Source organism: Paenibacillus sp. FSL M8-0228, from assembly GCF_038007385.1.
GTDB lineage: Bacteria > Bacillota > Bacilli > Paenibacillales > Paenibacillaceae > Paenibacillus > Paenibacillus polymyxa_D.
The window spans coordinates 2,316,127-2,336,539 of sequence record NZ_JBBOXA010000001.1; the positions used below are offsets into that span (position 1 = coordinate 2,316,127).

The following is a 20,413-nucleotide window of genomic DNA, read 5'->3' on the forward strand; positions in this document are numbered from 1 at the left end:
AGGAGCGAAGGGCGGAAGGCCCTTGCCCGTACACTTTAATTTCTACGCTTTACCTCATTACTGTTGCAGTGCAGATAATCTCGTGAGGCATTGCTTCGTCAGGATGACGGATTCTTTGGGCAGTTTGTCTAAATGAAAGTCATCGATTAAATCTACTGCCTTCACAGGCTCGGGTGAATCCAGCAGCCCTGAAAAATAGGCGAGCCAGCCAATGACTGCTTCCGGTGAGACCCCTTGTCGACGCATGGCTCGGAGTGCTACGCCACCATGTCGTTTGGCCAGCCTTCGTCCATCAGGGCCTAGGACAAGGGGAACGTGTGCGAAACGTGGCGGCTGCAAGCCCAAAGCTTGGTACAGCAATAGCTGACGGGGCGTTGAATCGAGAAGATCATACCCGCGGAGTACGTCGGTCATATGCATATCCGCATCATCGACAACGACAGCCAGCTGATAGGAAAACATGCCGTCCGCTCGTTTAACGATAAAATCGCCGCCTTCTGCCGCACCGAAGGTCACATGACCTGCTACCTGATCATGAAACGAAATAACGGCATCTGGACTTTGCGGTACTTTAAAGCGAAGTGAAGGGAGTTTATGCTGTGCTTTGGCTACGGCATCTTGAGAGCTAAGATTACGACATGCCCCTGAATATGCGGGTCCTTCACCAGACAGTCCATGTGGAGCATGAGAGGCAGCCAGAATGTCAGCCCGACTGCAAAAACAAGGATATAGCAAATCATGCCCCTGTAGCTTCTCCAATGCAGATTGGAAGCGATCCAGCCGCTGGCTTTGAGTGTAGGGACCGTAGGCACCGCCTACGTCGGGTCCTTCGTCCCAGTTCAGACCGATCCAGCGCAAATCTTCCATTATCCCTTGCGCCAACTGGCTGCGAGCTCGCGTCATATCAATATCTTCCATGCGCAAAATATAGGTTCCGCCCAGGGAACGAACGTGCAGCCAGGATAATAAGGCGGTACGAGCATTTCCTAAGTGTATCCATCCCGATGGTGTTGGGGCAAATCGCCCTCTGATGGGTTGGGCCTGTAATTCCATACGAAAGTGACCTCGATTCTGTGTTCCGTCCTTCAGCAATCCATATCAACTATATTATAAAACGATCTTGCCGTGAGTGCATCCCGATAGGTATAGAAGCTAAAGACGAAGCATACATAGCCGCGATGATCAGACGGGAAATTTAAATATCTGTATAATAGATTTAGAAGAATTATGTATGACAGACCGAGGAGAAGTTCCAGAGGGCAGCTTAACCTTTTCTATTCAATAATTACAGGTAATGAAAAATTCACAATAATAAAAGAACTAAAACTTAGATTCTACGCATCAAGCGTATCATTGGAGAGATTTCATTGACAGATAAACAACTGCCTATTATGCAAGTGATCCCCGAGCTTAAACATACACTGCAATCTCATTCGGCGGCGGTACTGATTGCACAGCCGGGAGCGGGGAAAACGACGGTAACACCGCTGGAGCTACTGCATGAGCCGTGGCTGGTAGGGCAAAAGATAATTATGCTGGAGCCGAGGCGTTTGGCAGCACGTGCAGCAGCAGCACAAATGGCAAAAACGCTGGGAGAGCCCACCGGAAAGACGGTGGGCTACCGGGTTCGCATGGATACAAAAGTAGGGCCAAACACGCGGATTGAGGTGGTTACGGAAGGCGTACTCACCCGGATGTTGCAACATGATCAGGCGTTGGAGGGAGTCGGGCTGATTATGTTTGATGAGTTTCATGAGCGCAGCCTGCATGCAGACTTGGGATTGGCACTTGCCCTGCAAAGCCAGGCGCTGCTGCGACCGGATTTGAAGATATTGATCATGTCTGCCACCTTGGAGGCAGAGCCTGTATGTAGACTATTAGGGGATGCGCCATTACTGAAATGTCCAGGCACCGTATTTCCGGTAGAAACCTTCCATATGTCCAAGCCTTCGTCAACCTCATTAGAGTCCTTTACGGCTGAGACAGTAGAAAAGGCGCTTCATGCTCATGAAGGCGATCTGCTGGTGTTTTTACCAGGGGCCAGAGAAATTCATAGAACGGAACGAGAATTGGCTTCAAAGCATTTACCAGCACACGTCAAAGTAATTCCGCTGTACGGCAGCATGAAGCTGGAGCAGCAGGATGAGGCAATACGACCATCGGCTTCGGGCAGTCGAAAAGTGGTATTGGCCACCTCGATTGCCGAGTCCAGCTTGACCATCGCCGGGATCACGGTGGTGATCGATAGCGGACTGTCGCGGGAATCGTTGTTTTCCGCGCGAACTGGCATGAGCCGTTTGACTACCGTCAAGGTGTCCAAGGCCTCCGCCGACCAGCGGCGCGGACGGGCGGGGCGTCTCCAGCCGGGCGTATGCTACCGGATGTGGAGCGCGCAGGAGCATGCAGCGCTCCCCGAAGCCAGCCGCCCGGAGATCGCGGCGGCGGATCTGGCCCCGCTCGCGCTGGAGCTGGCGGCCTGGGGCGTGCGCGAGCCCGCCGAGCTGGCCTGGCTGGATGCCCCGCCTGAGGCCGCGTACGGCCAGGCCACAGGTCTGCTGCACCAGCTCGGCTGTCTGGATGAAGCAGCCGATGGCACTACAGGCGTCATCACCGCGCATGGGCGCGAGGTGTCCGCCCTGAGCACGCACCCACGCCTCGGGCACATGCTGTTGCGTGCAGCAGCCCTTGGCCTGGCCCTGATTGCCAGCCGTCTGGCTGCGCTGCTGCAAGAGCGGGACCCGTTCCGCGCCCATGGCGGAACGGATTTGCGCCCGCGGCTGGATGCCCTGCGCGAGGCGACCCATGCCCGCAGCACGCACAGCCTGCTGCGGACGGCAGACGATACGGTGATTCGCCGTATCGTGCAAGAGAGCCGGCAGTTGCTAGCCTCGCTGCCGACAGTAGTCGCAGCGCAGGACGAGCCTGACGGCTCCGCGGCTTGCGGGCTGCTATTGGCCTTTGCGTATCCGGATCGGATCGCGCAGGGCCGAGGGGACGGCCGCTTTTTGCTTAGCGGCGGCCGGGGCGCGCGACTCCGACAAGTGGAGTGGATGTCGCGTTCATCCTATCTCGTCGCCGCCGAAGTGGACGACGAGGGAGCAGATGGTGCCATTCAGTTGGCGGCACCGGTTGAACTGCAAGAGCTGACCCAGCATTGCAGCGATTTGTTGCTGGAACAAGCCAGCGTATACTGGGATAGCTCCGCCTCAGCAGTGAGAGCCCGCAAGGTACTGCGACTGGGCTCACTCGTCTTAAAGGAAACGTCCTATGAGCGACCTCCGGCAGAGGAAGTTGCTGCCGCCTTGATGCAGGGTGTCCGTGAACGCGGTCTGAAGCTGTTGTCATGGAATCGGCAAACCCTCCAGTTGCAGGCTCGTTTGATTTTTATGCACTTCTCAGCGCCTGAAGACTGGCCGGACTGCACGGAATTGGCATTGCTGGATTCACTGGAATCGTGGCTGTTGCCTTTTGCTCTAGGAGCCAAAAACGTATCCGATCTGCAACGGCTGGACAGTGCTGCATTGCTGCTTGGCAGGCTGGACTGGGAACAGCGGCAGCAGCTTGATCAGGAAGCGCCGACGCATATCCGTGTACCCAGCGGTTCCCGCATTCCTGTCGATTATTCGAATCCTGAGGCACCAGCGCTGGCCGTACGACTACAAGAATTGTTCGGTATGAGGGATACGCCTCGTATTGGACGCGGACGTGTGCCCATTGTATTGCATTTACTGTCACCTGCCCAGCGACCTGTCCAAGTGACATCCGACTTGTCCAGCTTCTGGAGCGAGGCTTATTTTGAAGTCAAAAAGGACCTGAAAGGCAGATATCCCAAGCATTATTGGCCGGATGATCCACTGGAAGCTGTGGCGACCAACAGAGCAAAGCCAAAGCGTTAAATAGAAGCTGTTTTATGCTAATCGACTTTTTGAATTTTTGTAAAATCGTTTAAACGTCATAATAGCGGGGTAATGAAAAACGAACCACTCAACACTAAAATATTGGGAGGCAACTATCATGGCTAATAACTTAAACGATTATAATGAAAAGAAGATTGTTGGTGTTTTTGATACAGAGCAGGAAGCATCTCGTGCGATAGGACAATTGCAGAGCAAAGGAATCCCAAGCAGTGAAATTTCTGTGATCACCCGTGACCGTGACGAGTTGAGGACGATTAGTGAAGAGACAGGCACCAAAGCACCGGAGGGTGTAGCGACCGGTGCGGCTACCGGCGGCGTTGTAGGCGGCGTTGCTGGGTTGCTGGCGGGCATCGGGGCCTTGGCTATTCCAGGTATCGGACCAATCCTCGCTGCTGGACCTATCGCGGCTACCCTTACCGGAGCAGCTGTCGGAGCGGGAGCAGGTGGCTTGGTCGGTGGACTGGTCGGGCTGGGTATTCCGGAAGATGATGCACGTCAATACGAGACTTACGTCGATCAGGGCAAGATTTTAGTGCTGGTGGACTCCGCTGACCATAACAGGGATGTTTATGATATTTTCCGCACCAACCGTTCGCTGAATGCGGATCGTTACAGAACGTATGATGATACGTTGGCAGACACGCCGCGTACAGATGCATACACAGATACGAGAAGGAACCTGTAAAAACCTAACGGCTAGTTGAGAACGTGATTTAACAGGCTTTCCTATCTCCTTTGTATATGGGTTGTTTCTACAGCAGCAGTCTCCCCGAGAGGGAGGACTGCTGTTTTTACATATTTGTGGATCATAGAATAAATCTGAGATAAATGATGCTAAGCTTGCCGTTGGCACGTTTAACCTTCTATATATTTTTACAGAATTGTCGTTATAATAGATTGAGGATTTTGAAAAAATCCTGGATTTATAAATTGCTAGATGTAACAGGAGAGTGGCATGAGTCAAAAAGAGAGAATTTCCGAAGTCGCTTTGCTGAGAGGGCTGGCTTTTGCGGCCGTTGTTCTTCAGCATTCCGTCGCACACTATGCGGTTGCGCAGGGGGCGCGCGTCCAGGACGGGGTATTGATGACACTTTTACTGCTGTGTTCCAAATTTGCAGTTCCTGTGTTTGTATTTATCACTGGAATGGTGCTATTTTACAATTATGATGGAGCCTTAAAGTACGGAACGTTTTTACGTAAAAGATTCCTGGACATCATCGTTCCTTATATCATATGGTCTCTTTTATACGAATTGGGAAATCAGCTTGCTCAAAGTGGAGGATATATTCACCCGCTGGATTTTTTCCAGAAGCTGTTGAACGGGAAAAGTAGCTATCATCTGTGGTACATCGTAATGATTATTCAATGTTATGTGTTATTTCCTGTGTTTCGTTATGCTGTCCGTCGTTTGTCTGCGCTACTGCCATCAACATGGCGACCCGCTGCATTGGCTGTATTCGGCGTGCTATATATTTTGCTCATGTTCGCCGTTGGACCCGTATACCAAGCGATGGATAAGCTCCAGCTTCCGGTCATTACCTCTTGGTTTACCCTGTATGCTGACCGGAATGTGATCTACTTTTTCTTTTATTTTGTGCTGGGAGCGGCAGCCGGGATGAACGTCAAGCGTTGGAATGCATGGGTAACCAAAGCACAAATGATATACTGGCCGTTGTTTATCGTAATTACTGGCTACTTGCTGTATGAGATGATCGGTCAGTTCCAGACACCGCAAGGTACAGTTCTTTCCTTTAACTATTTGTCTCTGCTGCGTCCGGTCATGGCTGTATATTGCGTCGCGTCTATTTTTGTAGCTTATCGGGTAGCGACGTGGATTGCTCATAAGGGGGGACGTGCGGCGAGTATGCTGACGGCCATCGGAACGTTGTCCTATGGAGCGTATCTCATGCATGCCTTTATGCTGCGTGTGACCTATTATTTTGACGAGACGTTGTTTGCAGACTGGAGCCACGTTCTTCGTATGCTGGCTTCATTCGTTCTCTGTATGATCTTTTCCGTTGCCGGAACATGGCTGCTGGCACGTTTGCCTCTGGGCAAATGGATCGTGGGGCTTCGGGTTCGTCCTCGCCCGACTGGGAGTCCGCCAGCCGTACAAAAGCAAGCTTGATTTGATAATCCAATCACATATGTTCACAAGAGTATCCCAAAGCCAAGAAATAAGGCCAAGGGATACTTTTTTAACTGATATTATATTATTTCAACATATGAAAAGTTCATAATAGTAAACCATAAACTCATTTCTCAGCACTTCGCACACTACTCTATATCGCCTCATTCTATATCTCTCGCCATCTTAAAACAGGTCACAAGGGATGGAGAGTTCTCATAAGCTCTCATATCATCAAAGGAAATAGTCTATGGACGCAGAGTGGTTTATAATGGAAGGTAAGGTGTATGAATAAGGTGTGGAGGAGGCTGTGAAATGGCGTTTATGATATCCCAGCGGGCTTTTATCAAAATTTATCTGATCACAATGGTGGAGAGGCATCGCGGTTATGGATATCAGATGCTCGAATCGATGAAGGATGAGTTTAGTGGGTTTGGATATGTTCCGCCTCAGAGCGAAGTTTACCGGGCGCTGCATGAGCTGGTACAGGAAGGCGTTTTTTACCGTACCAAGCGATTGAAAGGAACAGACCCGCGCGTGGATTTTCAGGAGATTGTACTCTATCACTTTACAGATGATGGGGAGGAGAAAGCCCGACTGTACAAGAAGCAGGTCAAAGCTGATTTGGACCGTTGCTTAGGTATGCTGCACAAAGCGGAACAAGACAACTATTCCTAACCACGAAAGGATGAGAATGATGGGTAGAAAGCTGAAATGGGGAATTTTAGGCACTGCGGAGATCGCCCAAATCGCTGTAATTCCTGCGATTCAGCAATCCGAACGCGGAGAAGTGCTTGGGATTGCTAGTCGTAATGCGGATAAAGCCGCTGAGGCCGCCCGGGAGTTCGATATTCCAAAAAGTTATGGAAGCTATGATGAACTGTTGGCTGATCCCGAAATCGGAGCGGTGTACATTCCGTTGCCAAACCATCTGCATGAAGAGTGGACCATTCGGGCGGCGGAGGCTGGGAAGCACGTTTTGTGTGAAAAACCATCTTCTCTTAGCTCGGCCGGTACAAGCCGCATGATTGAAGCATGTCAACGTGCAGGAGTGATCTTTGCAGAGGCTTTTATGTATCGTTATCATCCCAAACATCGAAGAATTAAGGAAATTATCAATAGTGGGGAAATTGGTGACATTCGCGGCATCCATTGCACGTTTACGTTTAACAATACCGATCAGGCAGATAATGTGCGCTTTAATAAAAACATGGGCGGCGGCTCGCTATATGATGTGGGTGTCTATCCGATATCAGCCGCTCGTATGTATTTGGATCGGGAGCCGGAGGCAGTGACGGTACATGCCTTATTTTCCCCGGAGCATGACAACGTCGATATGATGGCTTCCGGCTTGCTGGAATTTCCGGGTGGAATCAATCTTACTTTCGATTGTGGCATGTGGGCAGCCAATCGTTCCAACATGGAAATTCTCGGTAGCAAGGGTACGATTGCGATGCCCAAAATGTTCGGCTGGGAAAGAACGTCTGTGGTACCGCAAATTTTCGTCCACGTCGGTTCGGTTACGCGTGAGGAACGTCTGAAAGGTTTTAATTCTTTTGAACTGCAAGCGGATGCTTTTGCTAAAGCAGTGCTTGACGGTGTCCCGTTGCCGTATGAGCCAGAAGATGCGGTGAGCAATATGAAGGTGATCGATGCTTGTATTGAGTCAGCTCGCAGTCGGAAACGGATAGAAATTGGATAAGCGGTGTACCGTATTCCTAGAAGATCTAAAAAAGCAGCCTTGTCAAAAGGACAAGCTGCTTTTTTAGATGACAAATACATAGGTATTTTCAATAAGTCTTTGGGCATTCGAGCATCACATATTTTCATCATAATCTGTGACATCACGCTTGGCGGCAGTTGCAGGTGAGTTCGATGTACCGTATTTTTCCACGGCGTCCCATGCGCCCGCATCATCAAATCGTCCTGCATTCCGTTGGCGAACCTCACCTGCACCCTTGGGCGGCGGAGTCATGACCTGTTCCTCTACCGGACGGTCATTCGATAATTCTCGAGTTGGCGTGTGCTCGACGGTATAGGCTGTATATGGAATGGCTTGTAACCGTTCAAAAGGAATTTCTTCCCCGCTCTCCACACAAATTCCGTATGTCCCATCCTTTATCCGCTGAAGGGCTGCATTGACTTGCTCCAGCTCGTCTTGCAGCGAATCATTAATCGCCATATCACGGGACCGTTCAAAGGTTTCTGTCCCTATATCAGCGGGGTGATTGTCATAGGACGAGAGCTCACCTGTGGAATCTGTCAGTGTTTCTCCCAATTGAGCGTTTGCCTGACCGTTTTGTTCAAAATGCTTTTCTAAATCCTTTTTCTGCTCCAACAACATATGTTTCAGCTCTGCAAGCTGCGAATCGTTCAAATGATTCATGATCATCTCTCCCCTTCGTGGTCTGGATAAGTGACACGTATGCTCTTTTATACCCGTTCCTAGGGCTGGGCAATCAGCAGAGACTTTTATTCCCAGCCTAGAATGTGATATAAAAAGAATAGTGTGTTAAGGAGGGAATAACCGATGGATGAACATATGAAGCGTCGTCTGGATAAGCAAAAGCAGTTGTTTAAGCAACTGGGCATTCAGCTGGACGCGCTCTCCATTCATGAGAAACAGTTTAAGAATAAGATGCGCGGCTATGATCCGGACGAGGTGGATGCCTTTCTGGATGAAGTGATCAAGGATTATGAACGCTTTTATGCGAATATAGCCGACCTGATGGACAAGTGGCAGGAGCAGCAGGCAACCATACGTGATTTGAAAAATGCACCTAAGCCTGCCGCCGACCTTAATGGACTTGACCGTCGTCAACTGGAGGATATCGTTAAGCAGTTGGAATATAGTGTACGCCAATTAAAAGTGCGAGTACGTCCTGAAAATGACTATTTTCCGGAGTAAGGTGCAGTAAGCACTGTGTTGGTGCCTCTATTGTGGTATGATGGAAACATGCATTTTACCAAACATTTAATGAGGCACACACATAAAGGTGGTTAACATGAGTACCCATTTTTCCGTTAGTATCCATTGTCTGCTTCTTCTGGCTGAAGGGGCACCGGAGCGAATGACATCGTCACTTATTGCTTCCAGCATCAATACAAACCCGGTAGTTGTGAGAAGGATTATGAGCCGACTCAAGCAAGCGGGTTTGGTGGATTCGTCGCCTGGAGCACGCGGCTTTCGTCTAAGTATGTCCAGTTCAAACATCAATCTGAAAATGATCTATGAAGCGACTAAGGATGAAGGTCCGTTGTTCGCCATCCACACCGATAGCAATCTTAATTGTGAGGTAGGCAGGAACATAGACGCATTGTTGGATGGCTTATATACCGTGGCAGAGCAGAAAATACAGACGTTTTTCGAGACCGTTACGCTGCGAGATTTGGAGCAGGCACTTCAGCAGCGCGTGGGGCAACAAAGTTCATCTGTGTAAAGACGCTGGTAAGGAGCAATTAATATGAAAATCATCGTACTTTCAGACACTCATATGCCGCACAGAGGCAAAACACTGCCTAGTCGACTGGTACAGGAGTTAAAAGGCAGTGACCTCATTCTCCATGCCGGAGACTGGACGGATTGGTTCGTATATGAACGTCTAGCTGAGTTTGCGCCTGTGCAAGGCATTGCCGGAAACAATGATGGAATGGACATCGTGGAGCGTTTAGGCTATCAGCGAATCGTTGAAGTTGAAGGCAAGCGGATCGGTATGGTTCACGGTCACGGCTGGCGAGGAACGACAGAAAATATCGCATTGAATACGTTTAAGGGAGAAACGCTGGATTGTCTGATTTATGGACATTCGCATATTCCGGTGGTCAAAACGATTGACGGTCAGCTTGTCCTTAATCCCGGGTCTCCGACGGACAAACGTGGCGAAGACGAATATTCATTTATCGTGCTGACGATTGAAGCTGATCAGATGGAAGCACAGCTTGTTCTTTATCCAGATAAACATTGATTTAAAACCAACAACTGTTGATTAAAGGGGAAGCTATGGCTATTTTTGAATTAGAACCAATGAAGCATCATGTGTTGATCTGCAATGGAGGCACATGTATGCGACATGAGGGTGAAGAAGTTACACAGGCAATTCGGGATGAAATTCGTAAACAAAATGCAGAAGCATATATTCACACGACCAGAACTCGCTGTAATGGGCGTTGTCATGATGCTGCGGTTGTGATCGTATATCCTCAAGGGGACTGGTATGGTCAAATGACCCCTGACTCGGGGACTCAACTGGTGCAGAAGCTCGTAACGGGAGAGAAGCTGGAACCTCATCTTTTTCATGAGTGTACAGGTCAATCCAGTTCGGAATAATTCAATCAACCATCTATAAGTACATGAGTAGAGAAAATCTTTGCAGAGATTTTCTCTTTTTTGCGTTTAATCCCCGATGTGAAAGGTAAAAGTATACTGTGGACACCAATCCGATAGGGAGGGAAGTAAAATGGCCCCATTTGAAGATAACCTGCACGATCAGAATGAGCAGAAAGGACAGACGGGGAAAGGAACAACGGAGTCTCAACATCAGGAACAGTCGATCAATCGAGATCATGCAGAGCAGTATCCGACAGAGCAGGAAAGCTTGTTCGACCGTTTTGAGATCGAGCAGACGGTAGACGCCATTCCTGTAGAGGATTTGAAGATGGAAAGACAGGAGGAGAGAAACAAGGATGCAACCAAGCACACCTCTTCCAGTGAGAAAAAATATAATAGTGGCGTATAATTATCAACTAACTGGTAATATTTAAAAAGAAAACTCTTGACTTTAAGATATATGTAATATATATTAAGTTACGAAAAGTAATTAATTTTTCTCAGGAGGTAACAAAATGGCTAAAGACTTCTTCACAGCTCTGAAAGACAGACGCTCCTATTATGGTATTAGCAAAGAACAGGTCATTTCTGACCAACGAATTCAAGAGATTGTAGAGGAAGCTGTAAAGTACACACCTACCTCGTTCAACTCCCAAACTTCACGCGCCGTAGTGTTGCTTGGAGAACATCATGACAAACTGTGGAATATTACAGAAGATATTTTGCGGGAAGTGGTAGGCAATGAAGAACAATTCAAATCTACTGCTGAGAAAATGAACGGTTTCCGCAGCGGTTACGGAACGGTCTTGTTCTTTGAAGACAATAACGTGATAGCTGGTCTGCAACAACAATTCGAAGCCTATGCGGACAATTTTCCAATCTGGGCTAACCAATCTAATGGTATGTTGCAATTGGTTGTATGGACAGCTCTGGAGCAAGAAGGACTGGGGGCATCCCTTCAGCATTACAACCCATTGATTGATGAAAAAGTGAAAAACGAATGGAACATTCCTGAGCATTGGAAACTGATTGCTGAAATGCCATTTGGTAAACCGACATTCCAACCAGGTGAAAAAGAATTCCAGCCTGTTGAAGAACGCGTAAAAACATTTAAATAATTATAATTTTCACGATAAAATGACGATTCAGGCTCGACCTGGTAAAGCACTGTGGGTATCCACAGTGCTTTTTGTCATTCCATTTTTAAGGCATATAAGCTTTGATATGTACGGACACAGGGGTTAATTCATCCGTTAGTGGGTGATATTATGTTTAAAATTGGATGAGAAGTTTACATAGATGTGATTGCGGTTTTATACAGCTGTCTAGGATAACGCGCATTCAAAGGAGGAAAAGTGATGAACTATGATTGCATTATTGTTGGCGGGGGAATTGCCGGTTTGCAAGCAGCCATTCAATTGGGAAGATACAGCAGTCATCGGGTGCTGGTAATAGATTCCTGCTATGGTCGGTCTACGCTGTGTCATCAATATCATAATATTTTGGGATTTCCTGAGGGAATTTCTGGTGAAGAGCTGCGACGGCGTGGACGTAGCGAGGCTACGAAACTAGGAACTGAGTTTGTTGAAGAAAAGGCGGTCAAAGCCGTCAAAAGGGATGAGCTTTTTGACATTCAAGTGGAGGAAGGCTCCATGTATTCGTCAAAGACGCTGCTGTTGGCGACAGGGCTAACGGATCGTTTTCCAAAACTGGATGGGTTACAAGCTTGCTTGGGCAACAGTGTATATGTGTGCCCGGATTGTGACGGTTATGAGGTTCAGGATCGCAGTACGGTCGTCATGGGGGCTGGCAAAGCAGGAGCTTCCATGGCTCTGATTTTATCAGAGCGCACCGATCAACTTGTATATGTCAATCATGAGCGTTCAGAGGTGCCGGACGAGCTGAGCGAAAAGCTGTGGGAAAAAGGGATTGGCTATAAGGAAGCCGCTATTTCTGAGATTATAACCGGAGAACCGGGCTGTTTTGAAGGAGTGCGACTGGCTGATGGACAAGTAGTTCGAGCAGAGCGGGGCTTTTTAGCTTTTGGCAGCAATCATGTTCATTCAGAGCTGGCAGAGCAACTGGGTGTACATCTGCTGCATAATAAGCACATTGAAACTCATCCTCGCAGCAAAATGACAAATGTGGAAAATGTGTGGGTAGCCGGGGACTTAGGAGTTCATGCCGAGCAAGCGACTGTGGCGATGGGAGAAGGAGCTATGTCAGCGATTTGGATACACAAGGTATTAACGGGTATGAAAACAAAAGTACCGCAGCTCTGAGAGCTGCGGTTTAGAACGATGGGCGTGTACTCGTTGGGAGATGAAGTTCAAAGCGTTTTAATTGATCGCTCATGCCGTACTTACGTAAAATTTCTGTCTGTTTGTTGCCGATAAGATCAAAATGCGGATAGGCCTGACGTTGATGAATATATTGGGGGTCCAATCCGTTATGGTTGCACCATAAGCGCAGCTTGTCCAAATCAGAACATCCCACCTTGGTGACGGTTGTAATGCCTGGAAAGCGATCATCCAGCCAGTAATGTGTCAGAAAAGCAATTTCACCACGACTGACCTCTCTTTTCCAGGCCATAAGCTCCTGCCGGGTAATGCCAAATGCCATCGTTCTCTTCCTTCCTTGGCTCAGACTGAAATCATGAGCTGCTGCGTGGTTGTTCCATTATTTTCGTACTGTAGTCTGTATTATGATCCACATGGGGTAACACAATAACAGGAGACCATGTGTGACGATCTCCTGTTAGAAGTTAAAGCCATCTCTCGGCCCAGCTCTCCACACCATTCAATGCATCACCTAGCTCTTTACCCTTGCGTGTCAGCGAATACTCGGTACGCACAGGCCGCTCTGTGATGACATTGCGAAGGATCAGGCCGGAAAGCTCTAGTTCCTTGATGCGTTCGTTCAGCATGCGTTTGCTAAGATCGGGTATGGAGACGTGAATTTCACTAAATCGTTTGGGATGTTCCATCAAAGTATGAATGATGAGAGCGGTCCATTTTTTGCTGATGATCTGAAAGGACTGTTCCACCTTACCGCACAAAAGCTTAGGCTGCCTGTCGTCGCTCATCTGAATCCCCTCAATTTCATTGTTGTTTTAAACAGTATACTAAAAGTAACTCTGTATACCAATAGTAACTATAACGCTTTGTGTCAACTGTGACATATTTAACATTTTTTTCTCTTTCCTTTCGTCAATCATACCACAGAAAACGTTATCATTACAGGATATATCGAATGTTCACGATTTCGCTAAAATTTGATTGACTTGCCCCTTATTTTGGGTGTATTATGGGTTACGTTAATTCCTCAGGTAACTTTTAATAACCTCATCTTTATAATGGGAAGAAGGAATAATTCATGGATTCAATGACATTTGTCTTATTTGGAGCGACAGGGGATTTGGCTAAACGTAAAATTTACCCTGCCTTGTATAATTTGTTTGTAGAAGGTAAAATTCCGGCTTCCTTTTCTGTAATTGGGATGGGGCGTCGTGAAGTGGCAGACGAGCAATTTCAAAGTAATGTAGAGCAATCCATTAAGGATTTTTCCAGACACGTGAATGAAGACCGTGCACAGATGGATCAGTTCTTAAGTGCTTTCCGTTACAGCGCATTGAACGTCAACCACCCGGAAGATTATAAAAAGCTGCTACAGCTTGCTGAGCAACGTGAAAATGACTTGGGAATTCCGGGGAACCGCATGTTTTACTTATCGGTGGCACCGGAATTTTTTGATGTGATTGCCCTCAATATTCGGGAGAGTGGTTTAGCTGAAACAAAGGGTTGGAAACGGCTCATTATCGAAAAACCATTTGGTCACGATCTGGAATCCGCACGTGAGTTGAATGATCGTCTGAGCAGAACCTTTGCTGAGGATGAGATTTATCGTATTGACCATTACTTAGGCAAGCCCATGGTTCAAAACCTTGAAGCCTTAAAATTCGCTAATCCGTTGCTTCAAGGAATATGGAACAATCAGTACATCGCCAATGTGCAAATTACCGCTTCTGAGACTGTAGGAGTAGAGGAGCGAGCAGGATACTATGATCACTCCGGCGCTATTCGTGATATGGTACAAAATCACATGCTGCAGGTATTGATGATGGCGGCTATGAACAAGCCGGGACATGTCACGGCTGACCAGGTGCGTGACGAAAAAAGCAAGGTTATGGACGCGCTTCGTGCACTTGATCCTTCTGATATTGCTTCCAGCGTGGTTAGAGGCCAATATACCAACGGTGAGATCAACGGAAAAGCAGTTCCTTCCTATAAAGAAGAGCCGGATATCGGACCTGATTCGCAAAATGATACTTTCATTTCAGCTCGCCTATGGATTGACAACGAACAATGGTCGGGTGTGCCGTTCTATATTCGTACCGGCAAACGCATGAAAGAAAAATCTACTCGTATCGTCGTGGAATTCAAAAAGGACAGCACAGATCCTTATGCCGCTCAAGGGCAACCGACTGACCCGAACCTGCTGATCATCCATGTTAACCCGGATGAAAAGGTAACGCTGCGTCTGAACAGTAGAGACCCGCTGAACAATGGTCAACTGGAGACGGTTCTGATGAATTATCATTCCGAGGCCAAGGATGTACCAGAAGCCTATGAGCGCCTCATCTTTGATGCGCTACGCGGCGATTCCACCTTTTTTGCTCATTGGAACGAAGTTGAGCTTTCGTGGGTGTGGGTTCAACCTGTACTGGAAGCTTTTGCTCGTGGTGAGGTTCCACTTCACACGTATGCAGCAGGCTCTTACGGTCCAGAAGCTTCAGATCAATTGTTAGAGGAGCAAGGCTTTACATGGTGGTTGGATGAAAAGTCCGAAAGCTCTGAGAAAGCAGTCGTTCGTTCTTAACACTTTAAGAAAGTATATACAAAATATGTTTGCTATGGCAGGAGGCCTTTACTATGCAAGTAGGATTAATTGGTTTGGGAAAAATGGGCTTGAATCTCGGAAAAAATTTGATCGATCATAAGCATGAACTTGTCGCTTACGACGTCAATGCAGCCGCAATCCAAGAAATGAAGGATTATGGAGCTAAAGGTGCTTCTACATTGGAAGAGCTTGTACAGGCAACTCAATCCCCTAGAGTATTGTGGATTATGGTTCCTCACCAAATTGTTGACTCTGTGCTGGATCAGCTTCAACCGATGTTGTCCAAAGGGGACATCATTATTGAAGGTGGTAATTCCCATTACAAAGAGTCAATTGCTCGTCATGCCCGTCTAAAAGAATATGGTATCAGCTTCATGGATGCCGGAACCTCAGGCGGGATGGAAGGCGCACGCAATGGCGCTTGTTACATGATCGGTGGCGATCCGGAAGCTTGGGCGGTTGTTGAGCCTGTTTTCCGCGACACAGCAGTGGAAAATGGATATCTGTATGCAGGTAAATCCGGAAGCGGACATTTTCTGAAAATGGTTCATAACGGTGTGGAATACGGCATGATGGCTTCCATCGGTGAAGGATTTGAAGTGCTAGAAAAAAGCAGCTTTGACTTTGATTATGAACAAGTAGCGCGTGTGTGGAACAACGGTTCTGTTATTCGCTCTTGGCTGATGGGCTTGACTGAACGTGCATTTTCCAAAGATGCAAACCTGGACGAAATTCGTGGGGTTATGCACTCTTCTGGTGAAGGAAAATGGACGGTTGAAGAAGCGTTGGACATTCAAGCTGCAACTCCAGTCATTGCTTTGTCCCTGCTGATGCGCTATCGTTCTCTTGATGCGGACACGTTCAACGGGAAAGTGGTTGCTGCGCTGCGCAATGAATTTGGCGGTCACGCGGTAGAAAAGAAGTAATAACAATATAAGCTAGTATCTATCCCCGTAGCTTCACAACTGCGGGGATATTGCTATGTGTTTTGGCGTTTATTGGATTTTAGCAAAACCTGTATATGCATATTTTTCCTTGTATATCCGCACAATAGGTGAAAAAGGCGGAAGGATGAATAGCAAATGTGCAAAAGGTTTTCGTTATCGGCTGATTTGGATGAGGTAAGGGATCACTTTGGTATACAACGGGTGATGTATTATTACAAAACACGCTATAACATGAGTCCCACTCAGCATGTACCAATTGTGCTGCATCAGGATGGAGAACGGGTACTTGATGAATTTCGCTGGGGATTTATTCCCTACTGGGGCAAGGATTGTGTCAATGCAGATTTGAATACGGTTCGGGTAAATCCGAGTTATCGCAAGATGGCCGAAACCCGGCGCTGTATCATTCCATGCAATGGATTTTATTACTGGAGAAAATTGGGTAAACGCATGTGTGCTGTACGGGTGGTACTGCCGGAACAGAAGATGTTTGCGGTCGCGGGGCTATATGAAGTATGGCAGGATAGTCGTAAGGAGCCTTTACGCACCTGTACGATGATGACCGTTCAGGCCAATACGGATATACGTGAATTCGATACCCGTATGCCAGCTATTTTGGAAGCTGATCATATAGATTCATGGCTAGATCCGTCTGTCCAGAACATAGATGAGCTGTTGCCTCTACTGCGCACGTATGAGCAAGGCGACATGAGCATCTATCCAGTGACCCCACTGGTGGCCAATGATGAACATGATAACCGTGAATGTATTCAGGAAATGGATTTGCAGTGGTCCTGGATTAAACCTTAAACGTATGAAGATTTTCATCCATTATTGATCATAAGCTTCCCGCCACCTGCATAGGTATGTATTGGGGAACAAGCGTCATGATCCGGGGAGAGGGGAAACGGCCGAAGGAGTATCTCATATGGGATGGAGGCGATTGGAATGAGTAACGATACACTCATCCAGCTGCTGGTGCTCATGGTGACGATCATCGGTCTGGTCCAAAACCGGTAAGTGGCAGGTTCCAGAAGGCGGGAGAATTGCCGTAGGCAATCTTCCGTTTTTTTCTGTGTTAAAAAGCTCGCAGATTAAGGAAGCTTACGGTACAATAGATGCTAGGCTACAGGTGACAAGACACCTGAATATACGTCTACATACGATATATTTTTAAGGGAGAGCAAATCATGAGTGAATTAACTTCATTACCACCAGCCAAAAAAAGAAAATTGCTGTTTAGCGCAGGGCTTAGCTGGTTGTTTGATGCTATGGATGTGGGGCTGCTTTCATTTATAGTCGCAGCGTTGGCAAAGGAGTGGCATCTGGGATCTGAGCAAATTGGACTGCTGACTGCAATGAATTCGATAGGAATGGTGTTCGGAGCCGCTATGGCGGGGATTTTGGCTGATCGTTACGGCAGACGCGCCATTTTAGTGTGGACATTGTTGATCTTTTCTATTGCCAGCGGCTTATCAGCTTTGGCGACAGGCCTCGGAATGCTGCTGGTGCTGCGTTTTATTGCTGGTGCAGGCTTGGGCGGGGAATTGCCGGTTGCTTCGACGCTGGTGTCAGAATCAGTGCCTGTGAAAGAACGAGGGAGAGCGGTTGTGCTGCTGGAAAGCTTCTGGGCGGCAGGCTGGATCCTTTCGGCTCTTATTGCTTATTTTGTTATTCCAAAGTATGGTTGGCAAATGGCATTTATTCTCGGCGCAGTACCTGCGCTGTACGCTCTTTATCTGCGTAGAGCTATTGATGATTCACCGCGTTACAAGCTGCAAAGCGTTAAACTTCCGCTGCGTGCACGATTGGCTTCGATTTGGTCGGGACCTAATCGCAAGTCTACGCTGATGCTGTGGATTTTATGGTTCACAGTTGTATTTTCATACTACGGCATGTTCCTGTGGCTGCCTAGCATTATGTTTATGAAAGGCTTCGAACTGGTTAAAAGCTTTGAGTATGTGCTGATCATGACGCTTGCCCAACTCCCAGGTTACTTTACCGCCGCCTATCTAATTGAAAAGCTGGGCCGCAAATTCGTACTGATCATCTACTTGCTGCTCACAGCCGTGTCTGCCATTTGGTTTGGCACCTCGGAAACGGCGGGAATGCTGCTAGCTGCTGGTATCTGCTTGTCCTTTTTTAATCTCGGTGCATGGGGAGCCATGTACGCCTATACACCAGAATTGTACCCGACATCCGTCCGTTCAACCGGTGTGGGTATGGCGGCTGCGTTTGGTCGTATTGGAGGCGTTATCGGGCCTTTTGCAGTCGGTATACTCGTAGGACAGGGCGTAGCGTTACCATCTATCTTTGTGATTTTCTTCGTAGCTATCTTGATCGGAGCAGCGGCTGTATGGTTGCTGGGTACGGAAACCAAAAATCAAGAGATTGACTAACCTTTACATTCACCTGTGTGAAGATTCATAATATAAGAGAGAGGAGTGACCTGAAATGGAGCATACCTTTCTGCTCAAGGCAGACTGGAACGGGGGGCGCAACAGTGACGGTCGTATTGAGGCTGGACAGTTGCGGACTGCAATTTCGATCCCGGCCGAGATGGGAGGCCCTGGTGTGGGCACCAATCCAGATGAAATGCTGCTCGGTGCCGCCGCTACCTGCTATTTGATTACTTTGGCGGCGATGATGGAGCGCGCGAGTCTCCCGGTGGCGTCACTGGCGCTGAAATCCGAAGGGATTGTCGATGTAACGAACAATATTTTTACATATCGCCGAATTGTGCATCGTCCGCAGGTTCAATTGGCCGCCGATGCGACAGAATCGCAGATCGAACAAGCATTGCGACTGGCAGAGCAGGCAGAAACCTCATGCATGATCTCGCGTGCTGTAGCGGGAAATGTGACGTTGTCCACAGAGCCCGTGGTGGAGCGCGCCTCTTAAAGCGATATCTGTAACAGGAGCAATCATTCTAATTGCCCATCATTTTTTTAATCCAAGGAGGACACAACCATGACAGCGCAACAAAAATTGCTCGTATTCGCAGGCTCTTACGCCGAATTGGAAGGTAACGGAGTTTATTCGTATACTTTTAATGAACAGACAGGAGCACTTACACTACAGGATGAGTTCTCCGGCTTGAAAAATCCTACATTCCTGAATGTGGACGTCAAAAATCGGAAGCTGTATTCCATTGGGGAGACGACTTCTGCTGCAGGAGCAAAAGTAGGCGAAGCTTCTGCTTTCGAAATTGATCCAGTTAAAGGAACATTTACATTGCTGAATCGTGCGGAAAACGTGGGTGCAACAACTTGCCACATTCAGCGTGATCCATCTGATCGTTACCTTATTGTAGTCAGCTACCACGGAGGTATGGTGGGACTGGTGTCTCTGACTGAGGACGGACGTATTGGTGAGTTGCTGGATGTTAAACAGCACGAGGGCAAAGGAGCGCACCCTGAACGTCAGGATCGTCCACATCCACATTCCAGTTTCTTTAGTCCAGATGGTCGCTTCCTGTTCGTACAAGATCTCGGTCTGGATCTGATCCGTGTTTATACCATTGATGACAGCAAAGGACAACTGGTGCTTCATGGTGAAACGAAAACCCATGCAGGTGCAGGTCCACGTCATTTGACGTTCCACCCAAATGGTAAATTTGCTTTTGTCATTAACGAAGTGGATTCTTCCATTACTTCTTTTGCATATGATGCAGAGGCTGGTAAGCTCACTGAGCTTGAGAGCGTACCGACATTGCCGTCTGACTTTACAGGTGAAAACACAACTGCTGAAGTTGCAATTTCGGAGGATGGAGCTTATCTGTACGGTTCCAACCGTGGGCATGACAGCATTGTGGTATACGCTGTAGACGGAGCAACTGGCAAGCTGAGCTTGGTGGAGCATGTATCTGCCGAAGGAGAGCATCCACGCCATTTTGCATTGACTCCAAATGGTAACCATATGCTCGTGGCCAACCGCGACACCAATAACATCGTTACGTTCAAAGTGGACAAGGCAAGTGGACGCTTGACCTACACCGGGCAACAAGTAACCGTGTCCAAGCCAGTATGCGTACAGCCTTTTTACTTTTCTGTATAAAAATTAGGAAATGCCCCCAGATTTCTTGTTTGTATGTTCAAGGGTAGAAATCCAGGGGCAAAGGCGAACGCTCCGTTGCTTTAATGCTTTGACAGCCATTGAATATGTATATGTTGATGGTACTAATAGATTAACCAAG

General features: G+C 47.8%; 22 protein-coding genes. 18 read left to right on the plus strand and 4 right to left on the minus strand.

Features of this window, described 5'->3' with window-relative positions:
- Positions 1-57: 57 nt before the first annotated feature.
- The gene (gluQRS, locus tag MKY98_RS10895) at positions 58-1,053 is read right to left on the minus strand and encodes a tRNA glutamyl-Q(34) synthetase GluQRS (protein WP_069010245.1); all 996 of its coding nucleotides are present in this window, start codon (positions 1,051-1,053) and stop codon (positions 58-60) included.
- Positions 1,054-1,367: 314 nt separating this feature from the next.
- Here gluQRS and hrpB point away from each other — a divergent pair, with 314 nt between their 5' ends.
- From hrpB to MKY98_RS10920, 5 genes are all read left to right on the plus strand, one after another.
- On the plus strand, positions 1,368-3,896 hold the full coding sequence (gene hrpB / locus MKY98_RS10900; RefSeq protein ID WP_069010244.1) for an ATP-dependent helicase HrpB: 2,529 nt from the start codon (positions 1,368-1,370) through the stop codon (positions 3,894-3,896).
- Positions 3,897-4,014: 118 nt separating this feature from the next.
- Positions 4,015-4,602, plus strand: a complete 588-nt coding sequence (locus MKY98_RS10905) for a general stress protein (RefSeq protein WP_029519034.1) — start codon at positions 4,015-4,017, stop codon at positions 4,600-4,602.
- A 270-nt stretch (positions 4,603-4,872) separates the two neighbouring features.
- Positions 4,873-6,045 (plus strand): acyltransferase, encoded by a 1,173-nt coding sequence (locus tag MKY98_RS10910; protein WP_029519036.1) that lies wholly within the window; start codon positions 4,873-4,875, stop codon positions 6,043-6,045.
- 315 nt (positions 6,046-6,360) lie between these two features.
- Positions 6,361-6,723 carry a helix-turn-helix transcriptional regulator gene (locus MKY98_RS10915; protein WP_013310011.1) on the plus strand — a complete coding sequence of 121 codons (363 nt, stop codon included), beginning with the start codon at positions 6,361-6,363 and terminating at the stop codon, positions 6,721-6,723.
- Positions 6,724-6,742: 19 nt separating this feature from the next.
- Entirely contained in the window at positions 6,743-7,747 is a 1,005-nt protein-coding gene (locus MKY98_RS10920) for a Gfo/Idh/MocA family protein (protein WP_029519037.1), read from the plus strand.
- Between the two features lie 114 nt (positions 7,748-7,861).
- Here the strand turns inward: MKY98_RS10920 and MKY98_RS10925 are convergent, their stop codons facing one another.
- Positions 7,862-8,431, minus strand: coding sequence for a TraR/DksA C4-type zinc finger protein (locus MKY98_RS10925; protein ID WP_029519038.1), 570 nt, complete (start codon positions 8,429-8,431; stop codon positions 7,862-7,864).
- A gap of 144 nt (positions 8,432-8,575) precedes the next feature.
- Between MKY98_RS10925 and MKY98_RS10930 the strand changes: the two genes are divergently transcribed.
- The 7 genes from MKY98_RS10930 (at position 8,576) to MKY98_RS10960 (ending at position 12,654) form a co-directional block, all read left to right on the plus strand.
- Positions 8,576-8,953, plus strand: a complete 378-nt coding sequence (locus tag MKY98_RS10930) for a DivIVA domain-containing protein (RefSeq protein ID WP_023988297.1) — start codon at positions 8,576-8,578, stop codon at positions 8,951-8,953.
- Positions 8,954-9,050: 97 nt separating this feature from the next.
- Positions 9,051-9,485 (plus strand): Rrf2 family transcriptional regulator, encoded by a 435-nt coding sequence (locus tag MKY98_RS10935; RefSeq protein ID WP_029519039.1) that lies wholly within the window; start codon positions 9,051-9,053, stop codon positions 9,483-9,485.
- 24 nt (positions 9,486-9,509) lie between these two features.
- Positions 9,510-10,010, plus strand: a complete 501-nt coding sequence (locus MKY98_RS10940) for a metallophosphoesterase family protein (RefSeq protein WP_069010243.1) — start codon at positions 9,510-9,512, stop codon at positions 10,008-10,010.
- Between the two features lie 35 nt (positions 10,011-10,045).
- Positions 10,046-10,372, plus strand: a complete 327-nt coding sequence (locus MKY98_RS10945; protein WP_061830316.1) for a (2Fe-2S) ferredoxin domain-containing protein — start codon at positions 10,046-10,048, stop codon at positions 10,370-10,372.
- Between the two features lie 130 nt (positions 10,373-10,502).
- Positions 10,503-10,781, plus strand: a complete 279-nt coding sequence (locus tag MKY98_RS10950; RefSeq protein ID WP_069010242.1) for a hypothetical protein — start codon at positions 10,503-10,505, stop codon at positions 10,779-10,781.
- A 106-nt stretch (positions 10,782-10,887) separates the two neighbouring features.
- Positions 10,888-11,490, plus strand: coding sequence for a nitroreductase family protein (locus tag MKY98_RS10955; protein ID WP_069010241.1), 603 nt, complete (start codon positions 10,888-10,890; stop codon positions 11,488-11,490).
- 240 nt (positions 11,491-11,730) lie between these two features.
- A complete protein-coding gene (locus MKY98_RS10960) occupies positions 11,731-12,654 on the plus strand; it encodes an NAD(P)/FAD-dependent oxidoreductase (RefSeq protein ID WP_069010240.1) in 924 nt (307 codons plus the stop codon).
- Between the two features lie 10 nt (positions 12,655-12,664).
- On the opposite strand, the gene MKY98_RS10965 is transcribed toward MKY98_RS10960, so the two are convergent.
- A complete protein-coding gene (locus tag MKY98_RS10965) occupies positions 12,665-12,994 on the minus strand; it encodes a hypothetical protein (protein WP_069010239.1) in 330 nt (109 codons plus the stop codon).
- 142 nt (positions 12,995-13,136) lie between these two features.
- The gene (locus tag MKY98_RS10970; protein ID WP_007430161.1) at positions 13,137-13,457 is read right to left on the minus strand and encodes a winged helix-turn-helix transcriptional regulator; all 321 of its coding nucleotides are present in this window, start codon (positions 13,455-13,457) and stop codon (positions 13,137-13,139) included.
- Between the two features lie 290 nt (positions 13,458-13,747).
- On the opposite strand from MKY98_RS10970, the gene zwf reads away from it, so the two are divergent.
- From zwf to MKY98_RS11000, 6 genes are all read left to right on the plus strand, one after another.
- Positions 13,748-15,250 (plus strand): glucose-6-phosphate dehydrogenase, encoded by a 1,503-nt coding sequence (zwf, locus tag MKY98_RS10975; protein ID WP_069010238.1) that lies wholly within the window; start codon positions 13,748-13,750, stop codon positions 15,248-15,250.
- 53 nt (positions 15,251-15,303) lie between these two features.
- Entirely contained in the window at positions 15,304-16,197 is an 894-nt protein-coding gene (gene gnd, locus MKY98_RS10980) for a phosphogluconate dehydrogenase (NAD(+)-dependent, decarboxylating) (protein WP_069010237.1), read from the plus strand.
- Positions 16,198-16,353: 156 nt separating this feature from the next.
- The gene (locus MKY98_RS10985) at positions 16,354-17,028 is read left to right on the plus strand and encodes an SOS response-associated peptidase (RefSeq protein ID WP_069010236.1); all 675 of its coding nucleotides are present in this window, start codon (positions 16,354-16,356) and stop codon (positions 17,026-17,028) included.
- Positions 17,029-17,408: 380 nt separating this feature from the next.
- Complete coding sequence (locus MKY98_RS10990) at positions 17,409-18,617, plus strand: MFS transporter (protein WP_069010235.1); 1,209 nt, start codon at positions 17,409-17,411, stop codon at positions 18,615-18,617.
- A 55-nt stretch (positions 18,618-18,672) separates the two neighbouring features.
- Complete coding sequence (locus tag MKY98_RS10995; RefSeq protein WP_069010234.1) at positions 18,673-19,119, plus strand: OsmC family protein; 447 nt, start codon at positions 18,673-18,675, stop codon at positions 19,117-19,119.
- Positions 19,120-19,188: 69 nt separating this feature from the next.
- Positions 19,189-20,274, plus strand: coding sequence for a lactonase family protein (locus MKY98_RS11000; protein ID WP_039273468.1), 1,086 nt, complete (start codon positions 19,189-19,191; stop codon positions 20,272-20,274).
- Positions 20,275-20,413: the final 139 nt, after the last annotated feature.